Origin of the sequence: Streptococcus oralis (assembly GCF_003943395.1) — a bacterium.
Classification (GTDB): Bacteria; Bacillota; Bacilli; order Lactobacillales; family Streptococcaceae; genus Streptococcus; species Streptococcus oralis_BF.
Genome location: NZ_RJPJ01000007.1, coordinates 96,380 through 120,170, shown reverse-complemented (window position 1 = coordinate 120,170; position 23,791 = coordinate 96,380). Strand labels below are relative to the sequence as shown.

General features: G+C 42.2%; 28 protein-coding genes, 1 tRNA gene and 1 pseudogene. 3 read left to right on the top strand and 27 right to left on the bottom strand.

Annotated elements, in window-relative coordinates:
- Nucleotides 1-176: 176 nt before the first annotated feature.
- A tRNA-Glu gene (locus tag D8802_RS06930) sits at nt 177-248 on the bottom strand.
- 67 nt (nt 249-315) lie between these two features.
- Nucleotides 316-1,677 carry a 23S rRNA (uracil(1939)-C(5))-methyltransferase RlmD gene (gene rlmD, locus D8802_RS06925; RefSeq protein WP_125395287.1) on the bottom strand — a complete coding sequence of 454 codons (1,362 nt, stop codon included), beginning with the start codon at nt 1,675-1,677 and terminating at the stop codon, nt 316-318.
- Between the two features lie 37 nt (nt 1,678-1,714).
- Here rlmD and recX point away from each other — a divergent pair, with 37 nt between their 5' ends.
- Nucleotides 1,715-2,491, top strand: a complete 777-nt coding sequence (gene recX, locus D8802_RS06920; protein WP_125395286.1) for a recombination regulator RecX — start codon at nt 1,715-1,717, stop codon at nt 2,489-2,491.
- Nucleotides 2,492-2,579: 88 nt separating this feature from the next.
- Nucleotides 2,580-3,113 (top strand): nucleoside tri-diphosphate phosphatase, encoded by a 534-nt coding sequence (ntdP, locus tag D8802_RS06915; protein ID WP_000775318.1) that lies wholly within the window; start codon nt 2,580-2,582, stop codon nt 3,111-3,113.
- 70 nt (nt 3,114-3,183) lie between these two features.
- Here the strand turns inward: ntdP and D8802_RS06910 are convergent, their stop codons facing one another.
- From D8802_RS06910 to D8802_RS06810, 20 genes are all read right to left on the bottom strand, one after another.
- Entirely contained in the window at nt 3,184-3,951 is a 768-nt protein-coding gene (locus tag D8802_RS06910) for an epoxyqueuosine reductase QueH (RefSeq protein WP_125395285.1), read from the bottom strand.
- 136 nt (nt 3,952-4,087) lie between these two features.
- A complete protein-coding gene (gene groL, locus D8802_RS06905) occupies nt 4,088-5,710 on the bottom strand; it encodes a chaperonin GroEL (RefSeq protein WP_125395284.1) in 1,623 nt (540 codons plus the stop codon).
- 15 nt (nt 5,711-5,725) lie between these two features.
- Nucleotides 5,726-6,010, bottom strand: coding sequence for a co-chaperone GroES (gene groES, locus D8802_RS06900; protein WP_000917328.1), 285 nt, complete (start codon nt 6,008-6,010; stop codon nt 5,726-5,728).
- 155 nt (nt 6,011-6,165) lie between these two features.
- Nucleotides 6,166-6,561: a single-stranded DNA-binding protein gene (locus D8802_RS06895; RefSeq protein ID WP_084976052.1), complete on the bottom strand. Its 396-nt coding sequence runs from the start codon at nt 6,559-6,561 to the stop codon at nt 6,166-6,168.
- A gap of 76 nt (nt 6,562-6,637) precedes the next feature.
- Nucleotides 6,638-7,399 carry an SDR family NAD(P)-dependent oxidoreductase gene (locus tag D8802_RS06890; protein WP_125395283.1) on the bottom strand — a complete coding sequence of 254 codons (762 nt, stop codon included), beginning with the start codon at nt 7,397-7,399 and terminating at the stop codon, nt 6,638-6,640.
- A gap of 41 nt (nt 7,400-7,440) precedes the next feature.
- On the bottom strand, nt 7,441-8,067 hold the full coding sequence (gene ytpR, locus D8802_RS06885; RefSeq protein WP_125395282.1) for a YtpR family tRNA-binding protein: 627 nt from the start codon (nt 8,065-8,067) through the stop codon (nt 7,441-7,443).
- Between the two features lie 14 nt (nt 8,068-8,081).
- Nucleotides 8,082-8,399, bottom strand: coding sequence for a thioredoxin family protein (locus tag D8802_RS06880; RefSeq protein ID WP_125395281.1), 318 nt, complete (start codon nt 8,397-8,399; stop codon nt 8,082-8,084).
- Entirely contained in the window at nt 8,396-8,695 is a 300-nt protein-coding gene (locus tag D8802_RS06875; protein ID WP_002879788.1) for a DUF4651 domain-containing protein, read from the bottom strand. Before D8802_RS06875 ends, D8802_RS06880 begins: the two co-directional genes overlap by 4 nt.
- Nucleotides 8,696-8,788: 93 nt before the next feature.
- Nucleotides 8,789-10,123 (bottom strand): N-acetylmuramoyl-L-alanine amidase family protein, encoded by a 1,335-nt coding sequence (locus D8802_RS06870; protein WP_125395280.1) that lies wholly within the window; start codon nt 10,121-10,123, stop codon nt 8,789-8,791.
- A gap of 48 nt (nt 10,124-10,171) precedes the next feature.
- Nucleotides 10,172-10,879: a B3/B4 domain-containing protein gene (locus D8802_RS06865; protein WP_125395279.1), complete on the bottom strand. Its 708-nt coding sequence runs from the start codon at nt 10,877-10,879 to the stop codon at nt 10,172-10,174.
- A 138-nt stretch (nt 10,880-11,017) separates the two neighbouring features.
- Nucleotides 11,018-11,608, bottom strand: a complete 591-nt coding sequence (rpoE, locus tag D8802_RS06860) for a DNA-directed RNA polymerase subunit delta (protein WP_185758215.1) — start codon at nt 11,606-11,608, stop codon at nt 11,018-11,020.
- A gap of 404 nt (nt 11,609-12,012) precedes the next feature.
- Nucleotides 12,013-13,158 carry an FtsX-like permease family protein gene (locus D8802_RS06850; RefSeq protein ID WP_125395277.1) on the bottom strand — a complete coding sequence of 382 codons (1,146 nt, stop codon included), beginning with the start codon at nt 13,156-13,158 and terminating at the stop codon, nt 12,013-12,015.
- Nucleotides 13,159-13,161: 3 nt separating this feature from the next.
- A complete protein-coding gene (locus D8802_RS06845) occupies nt 13,162-13,842 on the bottom strand; it encodes an ABC transporter ATP-binding protein (RefSeq protein ID WP_125395276.1) in 681 nt (226 codons plus the stop codon).
- Nucleotides 13,839-14,414 carry a TetR/AcrR family transcriptional regulator gene (locus D8802_RS06840; protein WP_125395275.1) on the bottom strand — a complete coding sequence of 192 codons (576 nt, stop codon included), beginning with the start codon at nt 14,412-14,414 and terminating at the stop codon, nt 13,839-13,841. The genes D8802_RS06845 and D8802_RS06840 overlap by 4 nt, the downstream gene beginning before the upstream one ends.
- Before the next feature lie 117 nt (nt 14,415-14,531).
- Nucleotides 14,532-14,693 (bottom strand): hypothetical protein, encoded by a 162-nt coding sequence (locus D8802_RS06835; RefSeq protein ID WP_125395274.1) that lies wholly within the window; start codon nt 14,691-14,693, stop codon nt 14,532-14,534.
- A 19-nt stretch (nt 14,694-14,712) separates the two neighbouring features.
- Nucleotides 14,713-15,468, bottom strand: coding sequence for a protein NO VEIN domain-containing protein (locus D8802_RS06830; protein ID WP_185758214.1), 756 nt, complete (start codon nt 15,466-15,468; stop codon nt 14,713-14,715).
- Nucleotides 15,469-15,539: 71 nt separating this feature from the next.
- Complete coding sequence (locus D8802_RS06825) at nt 15,540-18,191, bottom strand: valine--tRNA ligase (RefSeq protein ID WP_125395272.1); 2,652 nt, start codon at nt 18,189-18,191, stop codon at nt 15,540-15,542.
- Complete coding sequence (locus tag D8802_RS06820) at nt 18,184-18,762, bottom strand: AAA family ATPase (RefSeq protein ID WP_125395271.1); 579 nt, start codon at nt 18,760-18,762, stop codon at nt 18,184-18,186. Before D8802_RS06820 ends, D8802_RS06825 begins: the two co-directional genes overlap by 8 nt.
- Nucleotides 18,762-19,322 carry a GNAT family N-acetyltransferase gene (locus D8802_RS06815; protein ID WP_125395270.1) on the bottom strand — a complete coding sequence of 187 codons (561 nt, stop codon included), beginning with the start codon at nt 19,320-19,322 and terminating at the stop codon, nt 18,762-18,764. Before D8802_RS06815 ends, D8802_RS06820 begins: the two co-directional genes overlap by 1 nt.
- A 277-nt stretch (nt 19,323-19,599) precedes the next feature.
- Complete coding sequence (locus D8802_RS06810; protein ID WP_000038699.1) at nt 19,600-19,995, bottom strand: helix-hairpin-helix domain-containing protein; 396 nt, start codon at nt 19,993-19,995, stop codon at nt 19,600-19,602.
- A 217-nt stretch (nt 19,996-20,212) separates the two neighbouring features.
- Here D8802_RS06810 and D8802_RS06805 point away from each other — a divergent pair, with 217 nt between their 5' ends.
- Nucleotides 20,213-20,518 carry a DUF898 family protein gene (locus D8802_RS06805; protein ID WP_001058554.1) on the top strand — a complete coding sequence of 102 codons (306 nt, stop codon included), beginning with the start codon at nt 20,213-20,215 and terminating at the stop codon, nt 20,516-20,518.
- 42 nt (nt 20,519-20,560) lie between these two features.
- Here D8802_RS06805 and D8802_RS06800 read toward each other — a convergent pair whose 3' ends face one another.
- The 5 genes and pseudogenes from D8802_RS06800 to D8802_RS06775 form a co-directional block, all read right to left on the bottom strand.
- Nucleotides 20,561-20,815, bottom strand: a complete 255-nt coding sequence (locus D8802_RS06800) for a DUF1912 family protein (RefSeq protein WP_084940473.1) — start codon at nt 20,813-20,815, stop codon at nt 20,561-20,563.
- Nucleotides 20,816-20,824: 9 nt separating this feature from the next.
- A pseudogene (locus tag D8802_RS06795) lies at nt 20,825-22,159 on the bottom strand (DUF438 domain-containing protein).
- Nucleotides 22,159-22,392, bottom strand: a complete 234-nt coding sequence (locus tag D8802_RS06790; RefSeq protein WP_000368739.1) for a DUF1858 domain-containing protein — start codon at nt 22,390-22,392, stop codon at nt 22,159-22,161. Before D8802_RS06790 ends, D8802_RS06795 begins: the two are co-directional and overlap by 1 nt.
- A gap of 261 nt (nt 22,393-22,653) precedes the next feature.
- Nucleotides 22,654-22,836 (bottom strand): hypothetical protein, encoded by a 183-nt coding sequence (locus D8802_RS06780; protein ID WP_044020283.1) that lies wholly within the window; start codon nt 22,834-22,836, stop codon nt 22,654-22,656.
- Between the two features lies 1 nt (nt 22,837).
- Entirely contained in the window at nt 22,838-23,617 is a 780-nt protein-coding gene (locus tag D8802_RS06775) for a hypothetical protein (protein ID WP_185758213.1), read from the bottom strand.
- Between the last annotated feature and the right edge of the window lie 174 nt (nt 23,618-23,791).

The following is a 23,791-nucleotide window of genomic DNA, read 5'->3' as shown; positions in this document are numbered from 1 at the left end:
AGTACTATAACCTTAGTTATAGTGCCCTGCACATTGGTTCGTCTTGTTCAGTTTTCAAAGGTCTTTGTCACTCTTTCTCTCTCAAGCGACAACTATATTAGTATATCACAGCCGTTGACCTATGTCAACACTTTTTTGAAACTTTTTTTACTTTTTTCGTCCCTGCGATACACACATAGTCCGTACGGGATTCGAACCCGTGTTACCGCCGTGAAAAGGCGGTGTCTTAACCCCTTGACCAACGGACCTTGAGCTTTTCAACTCTTTCTATTATACCTACTTTTTACACTTTGTCAAGGACTTTTTTCAGTGAATTTAATTTTTTCTTTTCTTCACTAACTTAACCACTGCTTCTGTCCGTGCGGTGTGGGGAAACATATCGACTGACTGGATATACTGGAGATCATAGACTTTCACTAGTTTAACCAAATCTCGTGCTAAGGTCGAAACATTGCAGGATACATAGACCATTTTTTCTGGAACATAAGCCAGAATGGTATCCAACAACTTATCATCTAAGCCCGTACGAGGAGGATCGACTATCAGGGCATCCGCTCGGTAACCCTCTTGATACCAGCGCGGAATAATCTCTTCAGCTGTCCCCGCTTCGTAATGGGTATTGTCAAATCCCATTTTTTGAGCATTTCGCCTAGCATCTTCAATGGCTTCTGGAATAATATCCATCCCTCTGAGACTCTTGACCTTATTTGCGAAGGCGAATCCAATTGTCCCAACACCGCAATAAGCATCAATCAGATGATCCTCTTTGCCAACATCCAGAGCCTTAACTGCTTCACTATAGAGAATCTCTGTCTGTTCTGGATTGAGCTGATAGAAGGCACGGGGCGAGAGAGAAAACTCATAGTCGAGCACTCCTTCTTGAATACTCTCTTGGCCCCAGATAATTTCTGTCTTTTCACCATAGATTTCACTTGTTTTTGCTGTATTTGTATTGACTGCAACAGTGACGACTTCTGGAAAATCCTTGACTAGGTCTTTGACTAGTTTATTTAAATTAAGCTGGCGATTCGTGACAATGATTATCTGAACTTGCCCCGTTTTTCTCGCTCGGCGTACCATGATGGTGCGAACACCTAGCGTTTTTCTCTCATCGGTGATGGGAATTTGATGATAAGTGAGAAGCTCAGCTAGGCGATTCGCAATCACTTGGGTTTCCTTATCTTGTACCAAACAGTCTTTCAACTCTACGAGATAATGAGAGTTTTGCGCATACAAACCTGCCTTGACCTGATTTTTAAATTTCCGAGTCTGGAATTGTAGCTTAGCACGGTAGTACTTTGGTTCCTGCATCCCGATAGTTGGACGAATTTCATAGTTTTCATATCCTGCAGGAGCAAATTTTTTCAGGGCTTGGTGGAGCAAGTCCGTTTTGAACTCTAACTGTTTATCATAGTGAAGGTGCATAATTTGGCAACCACCACATTCATTATAAATCGTACAAGCAGGTACGACTCGAAATTTAGACTTCTTATTGACCTTTAGTAATTTGGCTTCAACAAAGTTACGTTTAATAGAAGTAATCTGACAATAGATATCTTCTCCTTTGAGGGCTCCTGGCACAAAAACGAGGGTTTTCTGGTAGAAACCGATTCCCTCACCATTGATACCCATCCGCTTGATTTTTAAAGGTATTTTTTGTTTGACTTTCAGATTCATACCCCTATCTTATCACATTTTAGGGTATAATAGAACTATGAAAATCACAAAACTTGAAAAGAAAAAACGTCTCTACTTGATGGAGTTAGATGGACAGCAAACCTCTTATATCACGGAGGATACCATTGTCCATTTTATGTTGTCTAAAGATAAGGTGGTTAGCAAGGAAGAATTCATCGAGATACAGGACTTTGCTCAGTTTTCTTATGGTAAGAGCCTCGCCCTCTACCATCTATCGTTTAAAGCTCGAACCGAAAAGGAAGTTCGTGAGTATCTGAGAAAGTATGATCTTAATGAAAAAATCACTAGTCAAATTATCACTAATCTTAAAGAAGTTAACTGGATTAATGATCGTCAGTATGCCTACTCTATCATCAATGCCAATCAACTTTCTGGAGATAAAGGACCCTATTTACTAACTCAAAAACTAACTCAAAAAGGAGTTGCTAAATCAACTATTGAAGGTGTTCTAAAGGATTTTGACTATAAAGAAGTTGCTCAACGTGTAGCGGAGAAACTGCTTAAAAAATACACCGGAAAGCTTCCTGCGCGCGCTTTGCAAGAAAAGATTATCCAAAACTTGACAAACAAGGGCTTCTCCTATGCTGATGCTAAAAGTGCTTTTGATGACTTGGACAGCCAAGTCGACCAAGAAACGACTCAAGAACTCATTTTTAAAGAGCTAGACAAACAATATGCTAAGCATGCTCAAAAGTATGAAGGATACGAACTTAAACAGCGTTTAACCCAAGTTTTAGCTCGAAAAGGCTATGATTTTTCGGATATAGCCAGCGCTCTCAGAGAATATCTTTAATATTTTCGTGTAAAATTCAAAAAAATTAGACCGATTTATGATATAATAGTAAACGATAAACTTATAAATTGTAGAAAGTTGGTTAGTTATGAAACTTCCAAAAGAAGGCGACTTTATTACAATTCAAAGTTATAAGCATGATGGGAGTCTTCACCGTACTTGGCGGGACACCATGGTACTAAAAACAACAGAGAACGCTATTATTGGCGTCAACGACCACACACTTGTTACCGAAAGTGACGGTCGTCGTTGGGTGACTCGAGAACCGGCTATTGTTTACTTTCACAAAAAATATTGGTTTAATATCATTGCTATGATTCGTGATAATGGGATTTCCTACTATTGCAATATGGCCAGCCCCTACTATCTAGATGAGGAAGCCCTGAAATACATTGATTATGATTTGGATGTCAAGGTCTTCACTGATGGTGAAAAGCGTCTCTTAGACGTTGAAGAGTATGAGCGTCATAAACGCAAAATGAAGTATTCGGATGATTTAGACTATATTTTGAAAGAGCATGTTAAAATCCTTGTTGATTGGATCAACAATGGACGCGGTCCTTTCTCAGAAGCCTATGTCAACATTTGGTACAAACGCTACATAGAACTAAAGAATCGGTAAAGTTGTCAAGCCGGGGTGAGAGCCCTGGTTTTTTTATTTGAAAAACCCAGCTTTACAGCTGGGTTGATTTCTATATATCTAATTTAGTAACAGTAAACTTGATGTGGGAATAGTCTTTTTCAACATCCTTATCCAACAAGAAAGCCGTGGCATCCTTCTTAACCTGAACCAGGTCAATATTCTGGGCTTGAGCCGCATAGACGCATCCACAATAACATTGACGATAAATATCATACTCCTCGCACATCTCCACCGAACGCTTGTAGCCTTGATTTTTCTTGAAATCACTTGGGAGATAGTGGGTGGTATAAATCTTTTGCACATCAATTCCGATGCTGTTGATGGTTTGAGAATTCTTATGGGGACTGATGGTCAAGGCTGAACCAAAGTAGTCAAAGCCTAAATCCATAGCCACTTGCGCTGTTTTGTCCAGACGGTAATCAAAACAAACCTTGCAACGGTCGCCACCTTCGGGTTCTTCTTCCAGTCCTCTGACTAACTTCCGGTATTCATTTGGTTCGTAGGGAGCTTCTAGGTACTGAACCGTATGGCCTGTTCGCTCATTGAAATCACTGACAAATTTCTTGGTAACATAGGCCCGCTTGTGGTATTCAGCTTTTGGATGAATATTAGAATTGGCAAAATAGATGGTCACATCAGCGTACTTGGTCAGATACTCGAGAGTGTAGGTACTACAAGGAGCACAGCAAACATGCATGAGAATAGTTGGACGTTGCTCATTTTTCTCCCAAACCTGAACCATTTTCTGCATGACACGGTCATAATTAATCTTCTGATTGGGATTCATCTTGCTCAGAATTTCTTCTACATCGATCATGTTCTTCTCCTTTTTCTAGTCTTATTTTATCATATAAGTTAGGAGAGCTCAAATCTATTTAGAATAGAAAACCTTAAAAGGAGGGAATACACATCCCTCCTTTTGTGTTTCTTATGAATTGCTTCGTAGCGAAAGTTTACATCATCCCACCCATCATGCTTGGGTCCATGGCTGGAGCTGGGGTTACTGGTTCTGGTTTGTTGGCTACGACTGCTTCTGTTGTCAAGATCAAGCTGGCTACAGATGCTGCATTTTGAAGGGCTGAACGGCTCACTTTCACTGGGTCAATGATTCCTTCTTCAATCATGTTGACCCATTCTCCAGTTGCTGCGTTGAAGCCTGTACTAACTTCAGCATTCTTCAAGCGGTCAATAACAATAGAACCTTCGAATCCCGCATTGTGAGCGATTTGACGAACAGGTTCTTCCAAGGCACGGAGAACAATATTGCGCCCTGTCGCTTCATCTCCTGTCAATTCCAAATCAGCTACGGCTGGAATGACATTTACAAGAGCTGTTCCGCCACCAGCAACGATTCCTTCTTCAACAGCTGCACGAGTAGCGTTGAGGGCATCTTCAATGCGGAGTTTCATTTCTTTCAACTCCGTTTCAGTTGCAGCACCGACCTTGATCACTGCGACACCACCTGACAATTTTGCCAAGCGTTCTTGCAATTTTTCGCGGTCAAATTCAGATGTTGTAGTTTCGATTTGAGACTTGATAACCGCAACACGGTGAGAAATAGCTTCAGGATTTCCAGCACCTTCTACGATAACAGTGCTATCTTTGTCCACAGTCACTCTAGCAGCTTGACCAAGCGCCTCAATAGTAGCATCTTTCAACTCAAGACCAAGATCCTCTGTGATGACTGTTCCACCTGTCAAGATAGCGATATCTTCTAACATAGCCTTACGACGATCACCGAAACCAGGAGCCTTAACAGCAACTACATTGAAAGTACCACGAATCTTGTTCAATACAAGAGTCGGAAGAGCTTCGCCATCTACATCATCCGCAATAATCAAGAGCGGACGATTGCTTTGAAGAATACTTTCTAGGAGTGGCAAGATTTCTTGGATATTGGAAATCTTCTTGTCAGTAATCAAGATGTATGGATTTTCAAGGTCAGCCACCATCTTTTCGCTATCTGTTACCATGTACTGTGAAAGGTAACCGCGGTCAAACTGCATTCCTTCCACGACTTCAAGCTCTGTTTCCATACCACGTGACTCTTCAATAGTGATGACACCATCTTTGCCAACTTTTTCCATAGCTTCAGAAATGTACTCACCGACTTTCTCAGAACGAGAAGATACGGCAGCAACCTGAGCGATGGCTTCTTTATTGGCAACAGGGATGGCATTGTTTTTCAAGGCTTCTACAGCTGCGGCAACCGCTGCTTCGATCCCACGACGGATACCGATTGGATTGGCACCTGCAGTGACGTTCTTGATTCCTTCACGTACGATAGCTTGAGTCAATACAGTTGCAGTTGTCGTTCCGTCACCTGCGATATCATTGGTTTTTGAAGCTACTTCTGATACCAACTTGGCACCCATATTTTCAAAATGGTCTTCCAACTCGATTTCTTTGGCAATGGTCACCCCGTCGTTGGTGATGAGTGGTGAGCCAAATGATTTTTCCAACACGACATTACGGCCTTTTGGTCCCAAGGTTACTTTAACAGTGTCTGCAAGGATATCGACACCACGAACCATAGCTGAACGAGCATCAGATGAAAATTTAATTTCTTTTGACATACTTACTTTCTCCTTCTATTCTTCAATGATAGCCAAAATGTTAGCTTCGCCTACGATAATGTACTTTTCATCGCCATCTTTGACATCAAGACCTGCGTGGGCTTCAACTAAGACACGGTCTCCAGGCTTAACGCTTGGAGCCACCAAGTCACCATTCAAGGTACGAACACCTTGTCCAGTAGCTACAACTTGGGCTGTTTTTGTTTTTTCTTGAGCTGATCCTGCAAGGACAAAGCCTCCAACAGTTTGTTCTTTTTCTTCGATTTTCAAGACCACACGGTCTCCTAATGGTTTCAACATCTGTTTTCCTCCATGATGAACTACATATTATTAGCACTCTTTGTAACCGAGTGCTAATTTATAGTTCTATTGTATCACTTGGTCAGAAATAGTCAAGAAAAAAGTCTGAATTTCTCAAGATAAAAAGCCTGAGACCAACTCAGACTTTTCACTACTTAAAATGGCAATTCTTCCTCTTCCAAGACCAGGTCTGCCAAATCCTGTCCTGCATTATTTTCACGCATAGCACGTTGGGCACGACTTTCCAAGAGTTGGAATCCTGTGGCGAGAACTTCAGTCACATAGTTCATATGACCATTTTTCTCAAAGCGACGGGTACGCAACTCCCCATCAACAGAAATAAGACTACCTTTGGTTGCGTAACTTGCCATGGTTTCAGCTAATTTTCCCCAAAGAACCAGATTGACAAAGTCAGCTTCACGTTCCCCATTTTGGTCTTTGTAACGACGGTTCACAGCGATAGTTGCACGCGCCACTGACTTGTCATTGTTGGTTTTGTGCAGTTCTGGTGTAGACGTCAAACGCCCGATCAAGATAACTTTATTATACATTTTTCATCCTCCTACTTATCTATTCGCAGACAATCAAAAAAAGTTACAAAAATTTGTAACTTTTCGAGAAAATTTTTTATTTTTTATGAACCATGAAACCTGTCGCCTGTTGATTGGCCATAATAGTCATATCTGTAATCTGCACCCGACGGGGTTGACTGGTCACATAGACAACAGTGTCTGCGATGTCTTGTGCCTGCAAGGCTTCAATCCCCTGATAGACACTGGCTGCTCGTTCTTTGTCACCGTGAAAACGTACCGCAGAAAAATCTGTTTCAACAATTCCAGGCTGAATGGTAGTCACCTTGATATCCGTTGCGATGGTATCAATTCGCAGACCATCTGAAAAAGTCTTGACAGCAGCCTTGGTGGCTGAGTAAACAGCGGCTCCCGCATAGGCATAAATTCCTGCGGTCGATCCCATATTGATAATATGACCTTGATTGGCTGCTACCATAGAAGGCAAGAAACAGCGAGTGACTGCCATCAAACCTTTGACATTGGTATCCAACATGGTCAGCATATCCAATTCTTCATAGTCTTGATAGGGAGCCAAGCCAAGAGCTAGTCCAGCGTTATTGACCAATATATCAATCTGCCCTATCGTTTCCAAAATATCGGAGCAGACTGTCTTTACCATAGCCATATCCGTGACATCCAGTGGAAAGGTCCAAACTGTTTGATTTGGAAAAGTTTCTGCAAATTCTGACTTGAGGGCCTCTAGTCTGTCTGTCCGTCGCCCTGTTAGAACGACATTCTCCCCCTGCTCCAGATAAGCACGTGCAATCGCTTCACCGATTCCTGAGGTCGCTCCTGTAATCACTACATTTTTTGCCATCTTATTTCCTTCTATCTGGTCTATCAAACACTGACAATTTCCTAGGCAGTCCAGTGTTTGGCTGGGGCAAATGGAGTTCCGACAACTTGGTCTTCTGATAATTCAATAACCCCACGTTTTTGCGGAGCATTTGGCAAATGCAATTCACGAGGGCTGCACATCATGCCAAAACTCTTTTCACCACGAAGTTCGCCTGGGAAAATGAGGTTGCCTTTTGGCATCATCGCTCCAGGAAGAGCGACAATGGTTTTCAACCCAACACGCGCATTGGGAGCCCCTGCAACGATTTGCACTGTCTTGTCACTTGAAACTGCAACTTGGCAGATGTTGAGGTGGTCACTATCAGGATGGGCTACCATCTCGACAATTTCACCGACGACGAACTTAGGTTCCTTGTCATTGACAATTTCTTCTGTAAATCCTTCCGCCTGCAATTCTTGGTTCAAACGTTCTACTTGCTCATCTGTCAAAAAGATTTGACCGCGCTCTGCAATTTCAAACAAACTTGAAACTTCGAAAATATTCCAAGCTACTGTTTCCCCATTTTCTTTGAGGAAAACCCGGGCCACCTTGCCTTTGCGCTCCACATCCAGTTTGGCATCTCCGCTGTTTTTCACGATAATCATAAGGACATCGCCGACATGTTCTTTGTTATATGTAAAAATCATTCTTTCCTTTTCTCCTACTTCAGTCCTGCTAAAAAGTCGTTAATTTCTTCCTTGCTTTTACGGTCGCGATTGACAAAACGACCGATTTCCTTGTCCTTTTCTAGCACAACAAGGCTAGGAATGCCATACACATCCCAGAGTTTGGCCAGATCCAGATACTGGTCTCGGTCCACTCGAATAAAGGTGAACTCTGGATTTATCTCCTCAATCTCTGGCAAGGCTGGATAGATATAACGACAATCGCCACACCAGTCTGCCACAAAAAAGAAGACCTTCTTGCCATCTTGTTCGACAAAATCTGCTAGCTCTTCTATACTACTGGGAATAATCATAAGGCTTCCTCCTCATAGACTAGGTCTTCATTTTCATAGACAAAGGTATAGTGACGACCATCCTCGAAAATGACTCCTCCGACAAGTCGCTCTAGACTACTTTCGTAGACTTGAACATAGAGAGTCGCAATCTCACCCATATCTGAGAAAAGTTCGCGCACGATAGCGGTCAACTCTTCTTGCGTCTTCATCAGTTTGTGGTTATCTGCTGCTTTTTTAGCCCCTAAGGCAAGGGCACTTAGACCAGCCACTGTCAAACCAGTCATCCATAATTTCTTAGCTTTCATACCATTCATTGTAACACAAAAAGGGCTCTAGGACAAATAGGGAAGCCTTATATAGGCAAGGAAAATCCCCTTTCCTCAATGAGGAAAGAGGACATCTAATTCTTATTGCCAAGCGCCTGAGTTGCTGACATAATAACCATCAGGTGTGTAGGTATTGCGAAGCATCTTACCTGAGGAATCCAGATAGTACCACTTGTCCTTGTCCTTGATCCAAGCATTAGACTTCATGGCACCTGACTCAGTAAGATAGTACCAGTTCCCTTGGTTATAAATCCATTCTTGGTTGGCCATAGCACCTGAACCCTTGAGGTAATACCAAGATCCACCATAGTAGAACCAGTCATCTCTCAACAGTGCACCTGAATCATTCAAGTAATACCAAGCATCCCTATCATAAACCCAAGTACTCTTTTTCATCTTCCCTGAGTCTACCAAATAATACCATTTACCTTGGACATAAACCCATTCTTGGCTGGCCATAGAGCCTGAGCCTTTGAAGTAATACCAATCGTCACCGTAACGGAACCACTCTTGACTTAACATGGCGCCTGAAGAGTTTACAAAATACCACTTACCTTGATCATAAATCCACTCTTGACTAGCCATAGCTCCGGATCCCTTGAAATAGTACCAAATATCTTCTCTGCACATCCAACCGTCATGTTCCATACCGCCAGCACCATCCATGAAATACCAATTTCCTTGGTAGTATACCCAATCGTTAGAAATCAGTTCCCCTTGTTTTTGATAATACCAGATCGAGTCTGATTTGAACCAGCCTTCAGTTTCAAAAATTGGATAAAAACGAAGCAAACTAGTTCCCCTGTATGGTCGAGTTATTTCTCCGGGTTTCTCAAGCTTCACACTATCATATTGACTTCCTCTCCATGCTACGACTTTCTTACCATTAGAAGTCGCTGGCAGGGTTGCTGTATAAGTCTTTGTTTCATAATCCCATTTTGTATCTAAATAAGTATATTGGTCTTTTCCTTCTTCGAGGCGATAATAACTACTCTTTCCACCGTGATAAATATCATCCATGACCTTCGTCGACCAAGTCTTGACTTCCTCTCCACTCTTGGCTTCCACCTTGATATCTCCACGATAACCATAAGGCACGTAGAAATGTAAGAAACGTCCCTCTTCACCAATCATGGACTTTTCCTTTTCCTGCCCTAGAAAATTCGTCGTTTGATCCTGACCGTTTAGACTGACCGTCCACTCGATTTTTTCAGTTTTCGGCAAATCCAAAACCTGAATATCTACTTCATGTCCATTATTAAAGCGAGCTACCTTGCCATTTTCATAGACAATACCACCTTTAATCGGCCAGAGCTCTTTTAGTTCAAAGGCTTGACCAGTTTGGGGGAGAGCTAGTAGAGCTAGACCTGCAAGTGCTAAACCTAACAAGTTCCATTGTTTCAATTTGTTCTTCATGGCACTTTCCTCCTTTGTTTACATACCATAAAGTGGGTACTATAAAACTCAGTAAATGTCCTGAACCACCGTGCGGTTTTCTTCAAGTGAAATGACTTTCTTTTCAAACTGCAAATCAGGCATGCAAGCAGCCAAATCCTTTTCAATTTCTTCTAACGCTTCTAAACGCATCTCGACAGAAGTGTTTTCATTCCCTTGAATGATGAAAATAGCATTTTTTGTATCCTCATCAAATTTGTAATGTTCACTATCTCGGACATCCAGCCAAGCTAGAACTCCTTTTTCATCACGATAGACACAGTCCGTCTGCGCAACATGCTTCTCCGTTGATAAGATAGGTAGGAAAATGTCCTCTTTTTGGCTAACAGAAAACTCTATCTGCCCTCCAATCTTATCCAAATCATGCCCACCAATCGCCAGCAAAGAAGAAAACGCCTCTACATTGTAGATATCGATGATACTATTGATGTGAGGGAGGGAACCACGATGCTGGATATTGCGAATGAGAGCGACCACCGTCGGTGGATTTTTCTTGACGCTACGCCCGACTCGCTGAAGCAGTTGCCTGTAACCTTGGACAACAGGAGACTCTTGAACTTCTTTTACATCACACTCTAGCGCCCACTTCTCCCTCTCCTCTTTCTTTTTCAGAAAAGCAAGAGGCAAATCAGCGTGAGGATCGACGTTTTTAGCGATGCCAATCACGACATTCTTGATCCCCAAGTCATACAAACTTTTATCTAAACGAAACTCCATAGGCAGGCACCTCCTTTGAAAAATGCACACCTTCCCACCTTTATTTTACACCTTCTAGCCCCTAATTTCAAGGAAATCATCAACTCTCTCCCGACAAATAAAAAGAGAAGATCAAACTGATCTCCTCTGTGAGGCTTCTTATACTTCGTCGCTCGTTTCAGCGTCATCATCTGAGAACTCGTCGTCTTCTTCGTTGAGTTCTACATCTTCACCCAAGTCATCTGGAGCGATTTCGTTGATTTCTGCATCGTAAGCTTCCACTTCATTTTTCTCATCATCTGGATTTTCATCATCGTATGAAAGAGCTGGATCGGCTTCGTATGCATCTTCGTCTTCTGGATCATCCGCATTGTAGTCAATGACATCTGAATCGCCATCCATGAAGGCATTGACACGTTTTTTCTTAGCTTTTGGTGCTACTTCATCGTCGTCACTTTCTTCAAGAGCAATGATTTCCTCGTCGATTTCATCTACACCATACCATGAGCGAAGACCCCATTTGTTGTCTCCAAGAGAGATGAAGCTACCGTCAAAGTTCAACTCTGTGTAGAACAAAGGCAAAGCTTCGCGGATATCGCTGTTTGATGTTCCAAGGTAGTTTTGAATTTCGTTTACAAGATCGCTAAAATGCATCTCATGATCGCGACCACGAAGTTCCAAGATAGCACGCGCTACCTCAATCATAGATAGTTCACTTTTTTCTTGCCCAGCAAATACTTCTAATTCCAAAGCGTTTCTCCTCATTTTTACTACTATTGCCAGAGCGAACAGACTCTGACCTCATTTTATCATGTACTCTTTATTGTACGATAATTTTGCGGAATAGTCAAAGGTTAAGAAAAAATAAAGATGAAATATTTCAGCTAATTGAAAGACCTGTGTAACATGACCACAGGTATATTGATTTATTTATAACTCAAGGCTGCAACTCCAATACCAACCACAAACTGCAAGAGAATTCCTACAGAGATAAAGGATTATTTGTTGCATCAAATCAAGTAAAAAGATCATTTCAGGTCCTGCCAGTAACTTCGTTTTCTTTCCTTTATTTCATTTTCCCTAGAATAGTGAAAAATCCTTCTCTTGTTAATGAGTTTCATAAGAAAAAGGCTGGAGAATCCAACCTTCTCTATTTATTCAGCTAAGAGTACTTCTTTGATGGTTTGCTTTTGGAGTTTTCTGTTGGATAGATAAAAGAGGCTTTCATAAACCACAGCAAAACCGATCAAATTCCAGAAGCAAACATTCCCATCAAAGTGATGCTCAATCTTTTCAGGAACCGTATCTTTGATCACACCAATCAAGATTTCCATGATAGCGTACTGATAAGCCGTCCCAAGAACAAATCCTAGATAGGCCCAGAAACGATAGGGAGATAAGATATGACCTTGGCATTCACGATCTGTGTAGCCAAAAGCCTTCATAAGAGCCAGGGTTTCGCAACTTTCTGAGACGACAATCCCCAATGACAAAAAGAGAATAGAGAAAGAAAGGATCAAGCCAATCATGATCATCATGGTTTGGATGATGTCATCTGTGTAGTCCCTTAGACCAAAGGACAATTGAACCATGGCCGCAAAACACATAGAGCCAAAGACTACAAAAAACAGGATCGATTTTCTCCCCCAAATCAGCGACGAAGACAGCTCTTTTAGGAAGGATTTTTCTTTCTTAGGAGCACTTTTTTTCCTTTTGACCTTAATCGGTGTTGGGGATTTTTTCAATAGGTGAAGGGTCGGCGTTTGTAGTTGTCTTCTAGCATAGCCAATCGCAAGAACCATAAAGAAAGTCGTTGGCAGTATCACTAAAGCGATCAAGAGCTGCCAGTGAAAATGAATGGTAATTTCTGGCAAAATCCTCTTCTCATTGCGAAAGTCATAAAAATGTCCCATCATTAGAAAAGAAGCTAAATAGCCAAGAAGCGCTCCAACTCCAAAACTGAGTCCAAAAGCCCAAAATCGTTTAGCCAACTGGCCATTGCTATAGCCTAAAGCCTTTAAAATCCCTAATTGTTCCTTGTGATCATCGACAAATTGTTTGATATAAAAGCACATGAGAAGGATCGACGTCAAGGACAAGACGACTCCACTAACCATGGCCAACATCCAAGAAAGCGAAATCTGGGCATCATAATAGGCCGTAATCATCGGATTGGTTTTAGAAATCTCCAACTGCTCGATATCAAGATAAAAATTCAAGAAGAGATTGGCCACAAAAACCGCACAGGCTCCAATGATACTGACGACAACTAATTTTCGAATATCTTTTACTGAAAACATGGCTTACCATCCAATCTCATAAGCAGTCTGTGGCTGATCATTGGTCACAACTTCAGTAATTTTGCCACTATTGACGCGAATGATGCTTCTGGCCATATCCGCAATATTTTGGTTGTGCGTCACCATGATTAGAGTAAAGCCTAGCTTTTCCTTCAACTTCCAGATATAGTCGAGAATCTTGCGCCCTGTTTCTTCATCCAGAGCCCCCGTCGGCTCATCTAAGAAAAGAATCTCTGGCTTTTTGGCTAAGGCACGAGCAATAGATACCCTCTGCTGTTCGCCACCAGACAATTCACTCGGATACTTGTCCAGCTTATCGCCAAGTCCCAAATCCTCGATAATCTGCAAAAAATCATGATTGTTTGCCAGGTCTGCCCCCATCTTTACATTCTGTCTGACTGTTAGATTAGGCAATAAATAATACTGCTGAAAAATAAAGGCAATCTTCTCACGTCTAAAGGCTGTCAATTGAGTATCTGTGAGTTGAGCCAAATCCTGTCCTTGAATGAGGATATGTCCCTCGTCTACCTTTTCTAAACCTGACAGAACGTTTAAGAGAGTTGACTTGCCTGATCCAGAAGGACCGAGGATAACCACATCATCCTGGTCTTGAATCTGCAAATCAATCCCTTTTAAAACCTTGGTTTGGCCGTAACTTTTGTGCACATTTTCTAGTTGAATCATTTCTTTCCTACCATTTCTTTGATGAGAGATTGACAAACCTCTGTCAGTAATCCAATCACTTCTTCCATGCTGAATTGATAAATACCAGAAGCAACCATAGAGGCCATGCCGTGTGAGTAGATAAATAAATGCTGGTACAGGCGACTAGTCTCCTCTAACGTCAATGGATAGTCTGCTACAATCGATTCCAGAACCAATTGGTAACTATGATCCTTCATGGGAAGAAAATCTTGAAAGCGACGAATCGGATCTTTGCTAGGATTTTGGAAAAGCAATTGAAAAAGTTGGGGCTCTTTTGAGGCGAACAGGATATAAGCAACCCCGACAGATCGAAAAGGCTTCTCATCTTCTAAAGCCTTTCGTATATACTCCACTACGACCATCTCTGCAGCAACAATAACCTCTGCTTGTAACTCGGCCATATTGGCAAATTGCCCAAAAATCACTCTCGGTGTGGCTCCCAGTTGCTCTGCTAATGCTCGAGCCGTCAAACTAGCCATGCCCTCTTCTCTCACCAATTGTAAAGCTGTCCCAATGATAGTCTCTTTACTAAATTTATCCTTTGGTGGCATAAGACTCCTTTCGCGCAACATTTGTTGCGCAACATTTGTTGCATAAAAAGATACCATAAAAAAGAAAGACTTGTCAAGAAAAAACTGTAAAACACAAAACAAAAAACAGCGGACTTTTTATTTCTTTGCTACCCAGCCGATGGCATCGCTAAGTGGATTTTCGATATCAATCCAGATAAATTCGATGCCGATTTCACCATTTTTAAATTTGGTCAATCGAATACCGTTGATTTCTAGTTCATTGAGTCGTTGCCCTGTCAAGACTTCTCTTTCCTTCAACTGGAAAAGTTAAGGGGAACTAATATAAATCTTCAAGACTTCTGTATTCTATAACTTCATTCTTTATGATACTCTTTTTAAATTCAAAATGATTCAATGGATTATCGATTAATACTAACTTTGGAATATCATCCAGGTTGGTAACCAAGGATAAAATAAAATCTGATTTAAACTCTTTGGCTTTTTCATATTCTCTGGAAGTCAATCGAATGCGACCCTTAGGTTTTCGAATTCCTTTAACTTCGGCAAAATAAGAATGTTCTTGAACATCTACTTGGAAATCATATCCATCACCATAAAGACGGGCATCGGTCAATAGTCCACCTTGAAATTTTTCTTCTTTATCAAAGTTGAGTATAAAATAATTTTCTGTTTCCATTCCAGTTTCTTGTAGGCGTTTGAATTTAGTTCTAATTATTGGTTTTTCAACGATGGTTATACCTGTTTTCTCCCCTTCACTTGCAAGCAGCATTTTAAGGATTTCTGCATAACAGTGAACATCTTCATTCCCAAACATCACATCAATTAAATCTTTACGAAAACGGTAAACTTCGGCTTTTTGCCACCAACCTTTTCGATTGTTATCAAAATAGGGATCAAATAAATCCTTTCTATTTTTAACTACCCCAGTTGTTTCTGCGATGCCCAAAGAAACTATATAACGATAAAACTCAGATTTACTAGAGCATTGAAACTCTTTTATAAACAGCTTATCAAACTTAGCAAGACCATAGCCAATTAAATTTAACAATTCATAATGAGGGTGTTTAGACATCACTTTCTCCATCAATAGATATTGATTTCATTATACCCAAAAAAACACGGCTTACCACCGTGTTTCTATGTTTATTTCACCAACTTCTTCATCTCATCAATACGTGCGACGGTCGCGTCGTATTTGGCTTGGTAGTCGGCTTGTTTGTCGCGTTCTTTTTGGACGACTTCTGGTTTGGCATTGGCTACGAAGCGTTCGTTAGAGAGCTTCTTACCGACCATATCCAGTTCTTTTTGCCATTTAGCCAGTTCCTTATCGAGACGAGCCAGTTCTTCTTCGACATTGAGGAGGTCTGCCAGTGGCAGGTAGATTTCTGCTCCAGTGATGACGCTTGACATTGCGAGTTCAGGTGCAGGGATGGTTGATGCGATTTCCAAGTGTTCTGGATTTGTGAAGCGTTTGATGTAGTTGACATTGCTGTTAAAGAAGGCTTCCAAGTCGCTATCGCTTGTCTTCACAAGGATGGTGATAGGCTTGCTTGGTGCTACGTTTACTTCCGCACGCGCATTACGAACGGCACGTATCAAGTCTTTGAGGCTTTCGACACTAGTATGAGCAGCGAGGTCTTCAAAGGCTGGATTAACAGTTGGGTATTCCGCTGTAACGATAGAACCTTCTGAGATTTGTCCAAAGATTTCCTCTGTCACGAATGGCATGATTGGGTGAAGGAGACGAAGGATCTTGTCCAAAGTATAAAGGAGAACAGAACGTGTGATGACTTTCTCTTCTTCGTTGTCGCTATAAAGGACTTCCTTGGTCAACTCAACGTACCAGTCCGCAAACTCATCCCAGATGAAGTTGTAGAGGATGTGCCCAGCTACACCAAACTCAAACTTGTCAAAGTTGGCAGTCGCTTTGCCGATAGTTTCATTGAGGTTGTGGAGAATCCAGCGGTCTGTCACATTTCCAGCTTCCTTGTTAACCACTTTTTCAACATTGGCCGTTGCTTGCTCAAGGGTCAAGCCTTCATTGTTCATGAGGATGTAGCGAGAGATGTTCCAGATTTTGTTAATGAAGTTCCATGAAGCATCCATTTTCTCGTAAGAGAAGCGGACGTCTTGGCCTGGTGCAGAACCATTTGAAAGGAACCAACGAAGGGCATCGGCACCGTATTTCTCGATAACATCCATTGGGTCAATCCCGTTTCCGAGAGATTTCGACATCTTGCGACCTTGCTCGTCACGAATGAGACCATGGATAAGAACGTTTTGGAATGGCTGACGGCCAGTGAATTCCAAGGATTGGAAGATCATACGAGACACCCAGAAGAAGATGATGTCGTAACCTGTTACCAAGGTTGAAGTTGGAAAGTAACGTTTGAAGTCTTCTGAGTCCACATCAGGCCAGCCCATAGTTGAGAATGGCCAAAGGGCAGAACTGAACCAAGTGTCCAAGACGTCTTCGTCCTGAGTCCATCCGTCGCCTTCTGGAGCTTCTTCGCCGACATACATTTCACCCTCAGCATTGTACCAAGCAGGGATTTGGTGACCCCACCAGAGCTGACGAGAGATTACCCAGTCGTGGACATTTTCCATCCATTGGAGGAATGTATCGTTGAAACGAGGTGGGTAGAATTCTACCTTGTCGTCTGTGTCTTGATTGGCAATAGCGTTCTTAGCCAATTGGTCCATCTTGACGAACCATTGAGTAGATAAGCGTGGTTCAACCACGACACCTGTACGCTCTGAGTGACCAACACTGTGGACACGTTTTTCGATTTTAACAAGGGCACCGATTTCTTCCAGCTTAGCAACGACTGCCTTACGAGCTTCAAAACGATCCATTCCTGCAAATTCGAAGGCCAAATCGTTCATAGTTCCGTCGTCGTTCATGACGTTGACTTGTGGCAAGTTGTGACGTTGACCAACCAAGAAGTCGTTTGGATCATGAGCAGGTGTGATTTTAACAACACCAGTACCAAACTCAGGATCTGCGTGCTCATCTCCAACGATTGGAATCAATTTATTAGCGATTGGAAGGATGACGTTTTTACCGATCAAGTCCTTGTAGCGTGGGTCTTCTGGATTGACCGCAACGGCTACGTCTCCAAACATAGTCTCAGGACGAGTTGTCGCAACTTCAAGAGCGCGTGAACCGTCTTCCAGCATGTAGTTCATGTGGTAGAAGGCACCTTCGACGTCCTTATGGATAACCTCGATATCAGACAGTGCTGTGCGAGCTGCTGGGTCCCAGTTGATGATAAATTCACCACGGTAGATCCAGCCTTTCTTGTAAAGTTCGACAAAAACCTTGCGAACAGCTTTTGACAAGCCTTCGTCAAGGGTGAAACGCTCGCGAGAGTAGTCTACAGAGAGCCCCATCTTGCCCCACTGCTCCTTGATGGTAGTGGCATATTCGTCTTTCCATTCCCAGACTTTATCTAGGAATTTTTCACGACCAAGGTCATAACGCGTAATGCCCTCACCACGCAAGCGCTCCTCAACCTTAGCCTGAGTCGCAATCCCCGCGTGGTCCATACCTGGAAGCCAAAGGGTATCAAAACCTTGCATGCGTTTTTGACGGATGATAATATCCTGCAAAGTCGTATCCCAAGCGTGACCAAGGTGGAGTTTCCCAGTTACGTTTGGTGGTGGAATGACGATTGAATAAGGCTTAGCCTTTTGATCGCCTGAAGGCTTGAAAACATCAGCATCAAGCCATTTTTGGTAACGACCAGCCTCAACCTCGGCTGGATTGTATTTAGGTGAAAGTTCTTTAGACATGTGTGTGTCCTTTCTCTATTGTATTCATTTTATCTTGAATCTGCTTGGCAACTTCGGCTCCAGACAGATTCGTATTATTTATTTTAAGGTAGTGGTACAACTCATTCGGTTGATGTTGAGAATTTAATTGAAGTGTTTCAGCAGTCTCCAAAATTTCTCTTTCAGATACCTCAATATGTCGTTTTAAGGGTTTATGCTTTAATCGATTCTCCGTTCGATTTCGACTTAAGCGCTCTTCAAGTGTCGTTTCCAACTCAACAAACAGAATCTCTTGATGATAATCATCCAACAAATCCTGAATTTGCTTCAAATACAGCCGCTGGTACTGATTTGAAAAATCAATTACGTCTGTTAAAATCACAGATCGCTGATTCCTAGCACTTGCTCCAAGGAAAGAAAAGGTAATTCCACGAACAAATTCCCACATTTCCTCTGTATAGTCCTGATAGATTTCTAGTGCAAAATCGATGGCTTGATGGTTATAAAAGAGGGTAGCATTTGTCTTTCGAGATAGTTCTTGCCCAATCGTCATTTTCCCAGAAGCTGGAGCCCCAATGATGAAAAGATGCATCAAATCACCTCCCACTCACTCCTCAGCAAGCCATATATCAGACTCTCACAGCGGTTGCCTTGGGCATCTTTGCGGTCTCGGATGCGAGCTTCTAGAGTGAAGCCAAGTTTCTCAGCAACTCGTTGACTTTGAAGGTTATACCCAAAGCAAGTCAGTTCAATCTTATGAAGACCCAGTTCTTTAAAAGCTAAGTCAATCAAGGCACGTGCCGACTCTGGAATATAACCTAAACCCCAATAGTCTGGATGTAAGGTATAGCCAATCTCCAGCACATCATCCTCGTGACGACGAGGGAAATCAACAGAGCCTATGACCTTATCGGTTCCTTTAACGACAATCCCGTATCCTGCTGGTAGATTTTCCTTTTGATTACGCTCTGGAAGGATATGTTCTAGGTAATAAATCTCATCTTCCAAGGTCTTGACGGGCGGAAAGCCTGCTGGATAGGAAACTTCTGGCCTACTGGCATAGTCAAAGATATCCACAACATCAGCCACGGTACTGACTCGTAAGACTAGCCGTTCGGTTTCTAAACGTTCTGGTAACTCTGCTCTTGTCATCCTTCTACCTCGCTTTCTACAAAAAATCGACCCTGCCATCTACATGACAGGGACGAATGTGTTTATCCGCGGTACCACCCAATTTCGGGCAGATGCCCGCAACTCTCGTCTTTATAATAAAAAGACAATATTATTTCATTTTTCATCCATCAGCAACCAGTTTTGACACATTTGTGGACTTCTCAGCACCGCCACTTTCTGTAAAATGTGGGATTAAAACACCTCTGATGGCTTTATTGTAGCAAGTTTTTGACGGAAATGCAAGGGACAAGAAAAATTACTTGAAACTGATGCCGTGTTCTTTTAATTTCTTAATGGTAGCTGGGCCGATTCCTTTCAAGGCAAGAAGTTCTTTTTCCGTCCAGTTTTTAAAGTCAGCAGCCGACTTGATGCCTTCATCATAGAAAGTCTTAGCACGATCTACTGAGAGGCCACCCAAAGTAGCTGCGAAATCTTCTACTGAATTGGCTACTTTTTGAGCTTGCTCTTTAGTCGCTTCTACTGCTTGTTCCACTTTTTTAGAGACAACTTTTCCTGCTTCGCTGGCAGATTTTTCTGCGTGTTTCACGACTTTCTTGGTCTCTTCGACAACCTTGGTCACCGTACTTGAAAATGCACCTGAACGACGAAGGCTGTTTCGCAATTGTTTTTTACGTTGGAGTTTCTTTGACATGATAAAATCCTTTCAATAAAAAATCCCTGTTCTGACAAGGATTTAATAAAGATATTTTATCAATATTTCGACGAAAAATCAAGAAAGGAAACAAGATTACACTTAAAAATCTAGCTGTTTTTTCTTTCAATCTGATTTGACAATGATTCGACTTATTGATAAAATATGCAGTAATGTGCAAGACTGATTCACGTAAAAAGCTGATAAGGAGAACGATATGAATAACGAAAGTTACTTTGACGGTGGTCTTTTGAGCTACGTTGGACATGCTATCCTAGCCATGCTTATCATGGGCTTTACCGCTGGAATCGCTACGCCTTGGGCAGTTTGTATGATGCAAAACTGGAAGGTTAAGCACACTGTCATCGATGGACGTCGCCTTTATTTTGACGGAACTGGTTCTCAATTATTCGGGAACTGGATCAAGTGGTTCTTGCTCACCATCATCACCTTGGGCATCTATTCATTCTGGTTGCATATCAAAATGGAACAATGGATTACCAAACACACACATCACGTATAAATAGAAAAAGTGCGTTCATACGCACTTTTTGATTTGCAATGATTAGTAATTCCGTTCGCCAAACAAGCCTTCTGGCAAGTCATGGAAACCCTTGCCTGCCTTGAAATTTTCAAACTTACCCAGCAAAAACTGATAAGCATCCAAGCGACTCTCGTAGCGAATCATGGCATCTTTGGCACGCTCGTCTTGGTCTTCTTCGTAGACTTTTTGACTTTCCTTGTGCGCCATGTCGTTGATCATGATCTGGGTACTGACCCAGGCTTCAAATTCCTTCATAAATTCCTGTTCGTAACTCATTGGTTCTCCTTATTCTAATCCACGGAAATAGTCCGTATCAATCTCTCGGTAGGGCTGGATATCCTGAACATACTCTAGCACGCCTTGGAATTCCCCGTTTTCATCGTGTACTGCGGCATAGGTGATATGGACAAACTTGCCTCGCGACTCTGACTTGAACCACATCTCATACTTGTCCTTGACCCCTTCACGAAGACCTTTCATAACAGCCTTCACCTTTTCTAGGTACTTAGGCGGATGGCAGAGTTCAACATTGCGCCCAACTTGGGACGGCGTCCGTTTGAAAATCATCTCATCAGCTGGCGCATTGTCATTATAATACTGGAAAATATCGTCTTTATTGACAAAAGTGATCTCCATAGGGAGGTGATTGAGGATGAGGTTGGCCTGCTCGACGGAGAGATAACCATTGCCAAAAGCCTGTTGACTATGGCGATCCAACACTGCTTCCTTTTCCTTAGGGGTAAAAGTAATGGTGAACTGTCCTTCTGGCGTATCGATAACTTGCTGAACTTGACCTCCTGCCGTGTCTCGTTGTACTGGCTCCTCTGCACTCTTTTCCTCAACGAAGCTTTGACGCTCCGGAACCCATTTCTCAGACGGACGGATGATGGCATAGCCGTAGGCATCGCTCTCCTCCGCAATCTGAATCCAGTCATCCTGGGTGAAGGACTCAAGAAGAATCATGAGAAGGATAGACTCTTCCTTGAAAATCATACTTTCAAACTCTGTCGCAAAAGCTTCGAAGGTTTCCTTTACACTGCTTATCGGCACTTCTGGTAGTTCCTTAGCCGTCGCTAGAGCTGTCTGAAAAAGTTCCCTGATCTGATCATCCACTCCCCACATGACCTTAGGAGGTGAATCGTGACCATAGCGCTCCATGATGGGAAAGAAGAGCTCTTCCTTGCGCTGATAGTGGATATCAAATTGCCCCAAAAGTCCCATTTGACGGACCAACCCCTTGCGCATCTCTGCCAGCATTTCCTCGTCTTCCATAGTCTCATAGGTATCCAACAATCTCCGAATGCGAATCAAGGCTGCACGGAGAGCCAGATTTTCATCCTTGAAGACGCGAACTGGATGACCAGGATGCTCGGTATCTTCCACTTCAACACCCTTAACAGCATTTTTAAAAAGATTAGCATGGACATCGCAGAGTTCCATGACATCTTCAAAGGTGACACCTGAGTCTTAGTTCATCAGCTCGTGCTCCATGAGGGAAATCTCGATGGCTGAAACACCTGTAAAAGTCGCATCAAATCGCTCCTGAACTGACTCAGGAGAGGCGCCATTGTGCAATTCTAACAAAATATCCCGTAGGATATGAATCCGTTCATCTGCCATTAGTCTAATCCAATCACTTCATAGCCATTCGCTTCCAGTGTGCGGACAATCTTGTCCATAGGAGTTCCCTCAAGCTTAGACCCCTGTTTGAGCGATACCTTGCGACCGACTGTGTTGCGCATCAAGGGATTAGCAAGTGGTTTAAAACCGAGCTCCACTAGGATTTCCAAAACTTCTGGGTGCTTGTCTACCACTTCTGCAACGGGTATTGACACATCGATGATATTGTCCATGACGACCTCCATTGTATGTTCTAATACTCAATGAAAATCAAAGAGCAAACTAGGAAGCTAGCCGCAGGTTGCTCAAAACAGTGTTTTGAGGTTGTGGATAGAACTGACGAAGTCAGTAACCATACCTACGGCAAGGTGAAGCTGACGTGGTTTGAAGAGATTTTCGAAGAGTATAAAATGATTTTACTGCTTATATTATACCATATGGAAAGAGATTAAAAAACTAGCAGAAGAGTTCCTGCTAGTTTCTTTCATTTCAAGTTATTCCTTATCATCTGGTTTTGCGAGCCACTGGGCTACATCCATCAACTTGTCAGCAAGTAGTACTTTCCCGAAACCTACTAGAGCGTTGTCGTCTTTTTTCATGTTCTTCAGGACTTTGATGCTTTGCATCACGAAAAAGTAATTCCCGTATGTCTTAGCTAGAATTTTAATGAATCCCATATTACTCTCCTTCGATGATTTCGACCTCTTTTCGGATAGTATCTATATCTTCTTGATACTGTTCCTCATTATAGTTAACTAATTTAGATAACTCCTGTTGTAAGCTTTCTCCCATCGGTTTCATGGTCGCAAATGTTAAACCACCTGAAATAATACCACCTAGGATAGGAATGAATTTCCCCATTCCTTTGGCTAGGCCTCCTTTTGTCAGATTGACTCCAAAAATTTTCAAAACTTTTTTCAAAATCGGATACCAAAGGGTCTTTGTCAAGGCTTTCTGGGGAACGGTTTTCATCACTTGCTTAGCAACGGCAACACCTCCTGCTCTGAGCAATGCAGCTGTACCATTTACTCCCAGCATTACACCGAGATACAGCAAGAGCGTGTTTTGAGCATCTTCACTCAACTCATCACGAGAAGCCCAAAGGTCATCGTAACCATAAATATATCCCAATTCTTGAGCTAATTTCAATGAAAAAGCATAAAACTGGGCTACATCCGCTGGTATGGTAATTGCCATAGCAATCCCTCCAGGTAGGCCTGCTAAAACCGATGTCCCACTTGCCAGCAAGACATTATCCATAATACAAGCATTCGCAACTCTATCTAAAGTTTCCTGTGGTAGCAAGCTAGATGGTCCCTGTTCCAATAATATTGTAATATCCTTCGGATCTAATTCCTTAGAAAACTTGTCCACTAAAAATTTTGAACGATCAACTTTCACAACAGGTAGTTTCACCACTTGTTCCAATACTTGCATAGCTAGATCTTGTTCAGCCATTTCAATCTCCTTATTTCTTTTTTCGCATTTTATCATATCATATTTGCTAAAAAAAAAAAGCATTTTCTGTTTAGCTAACATTTAGAAATACAGAATTCTATTTTATAGAGAATGTTTTCCATTTTAAATTTCGCCTAGTTTTCTCCACTAAAAAAGAGGGGCACCTCCTCTTTC

Coding starts and splice junctions, on each gene's coding strand:
- D8802_RS06830 (WP_185758214.1), bottom strand. CDS start 15,468: ATGTCTAAACACCCTCATTATGAATTGTTAAATTTAATTGGCTATGGT.
- groES (WP_000917328.1), bottom strand. CDS start 6,010: ATGTTGAAACCATTAGGAGACCGTGTGGTCTTGAAAATCGAAGAAAAA.
- ntdP (WP_000775318.1), top strand. CDS start 2,580: ATGAAACTTCCAAAAGAAGGCGACTTTATTACAATTCAAAGTTATAAG.
- D8802_RS06845 (WP_125395276.1), bottom strand. CDS start 13,842: ATGATTCAACTAGAAAATGTGCACAAAAGTTACGGCCAAACCAAGGTT.
- D8802_RS06890 (WP_125395283.1), bottom strand. CDS start 7,399: ATGGCAAAAAATGTAGTGATTACAGGAGCGACCTCAGGAATCGGTGAA.
- D8802_RS06780 (WP_044020283.1), bottom strand. CDS start 22,836: ATGGGATTCATTAAAATTCTAGCTAAGACATACGGGAATTACTTTTTC.
- groL (WP_125395284.1), bottom strand. CDS start 5,710: ATGTCAAAAGAAATTAAATTTTCATCTGATGCTCGTTCAGCTATGGTT.
- D8802_RS06875 (WP_002879788.1), bottom strand. CDS start 8,695: ATGAATGGTATGAAAGCTAAGAAATTATGGATGACTGGTTTGACAGTG.
- D8802_RS06800 (WP_084940473.1), bottom strand. CDS start 20,815: ATGAGTTACGAACAGGAATTTATGAAGGAATTTGAAGCCTGGGTCAGT.
- D8802_RS06825 (WP_125395272.1), bottom strand. CDS start 18,191: ATGTCTAAAGAACTTTCACCTAAATACAATCCAGCCGAGGTTGAGGCT.
- D8802_RS06895 (WP_084976052.1), bottom strand. CDS start 6,561: ATGTATAATAAAGTTATCTTGATCGGGCGTTTGACGTCTACACCAGAA.
- D8802_RS06840 (WP_125395275.1), bottom strand. CDS start 14,414: ATGCCACCAAAGGATAAATTTAGTAAAGAGACTATCATTGGGACAGCT.
- rlmD (WP_125395287.1), bottom strand. CDS start 1,677: ATGAATCTGAAAGTCAAACAAAAAATACCTTTAAAAATCAAGCGGATG.
- D8802_RS06820 (WP_125395271.1), bottom strand. CDS start 18,762: ATGCATCTTTTCATCATTGGGGCTCCAGCTTCTGGGAAAATGACGATT.
- D8802_RS06850 (WP_125395277.1), bottom strand. CDS start 13,158: ATGTTTTCAGTAAAAGATATTCGAAAATTAGTTGTCGTCAGTATCATT.
- ytpR (WP_125395282.1), bottom strand. CDS start 8,067: ATGATTTTTACATATAACAAAGAACATGTCGGCGATGTCCTTATGATT.
- D8802_RS06880 (WP_125395281.1), bottom strand. CDS start 8,399: ATGATTATTCCCAGTAGTATAGAAGAGCTAGCAGATTTTGTCGAACAA.
- D8802_RS06775 (WP_185758213.1), bottom strand. CDS start 23,617: ATGGCTGAACAAGATCTAGCTATGCAAGTATTGGAACAAGTGGTGAAA.
- D8802_RS06865 (WP_125395279.1), bottom strand. CDS start 10,879: ATGGAGTTTCGTTTAGATAAAAGTTTGTATGACTTGGGGATCAAGAAT.
- D8802_RS06810 (WP_000038699.1), bottom strand. CDS start 19,995: ATGTCAAAGAAACTCCAACGTAAAAAACAATTGCGAAACAGCCTTCGT.
- D8802_RS06870 (WP_125395280.1), bottom strand. CDS start 10,123: ATGAAGAACAAATTGAAACAATGGAACTTGTTAGGTTTAGCACTTGCA.
- D8802_RS06805 (WP_001058554.1), top strand. CDS start 20,213: ATGAATAACGAAAGTTACTTTGACGGTGGTCTTTTGAGCTACGTTGGA.
- D8802_RS06790 (WP_000368739.1), bottom strand. CDS start 22,392: ATGGACAATATCATCGATGTGTCAATACCCGTTGCAGAAGTGGTAGAC.
- D8802_RS06910 (WP_125395285.1), bottom strand. CDS start 3,951: ATGATCGATGTAGAAGAAATTCTGAGCAAGATGAATCCCAATCAGAAG.
- D8802_RS06815 (WP_125395270.1), bottom strand. CDS start 19,322: ATGACAAGAGCAGAGTTACCAGAACGTTTAGAAACCGAACGGCTAGTC.
- recX (WP_125395286.1), top strand. CDS start 1,715: ATGAAAATCACAAAACTTGAAAAGAAAAAACGTCTCTACTTGATGGAG.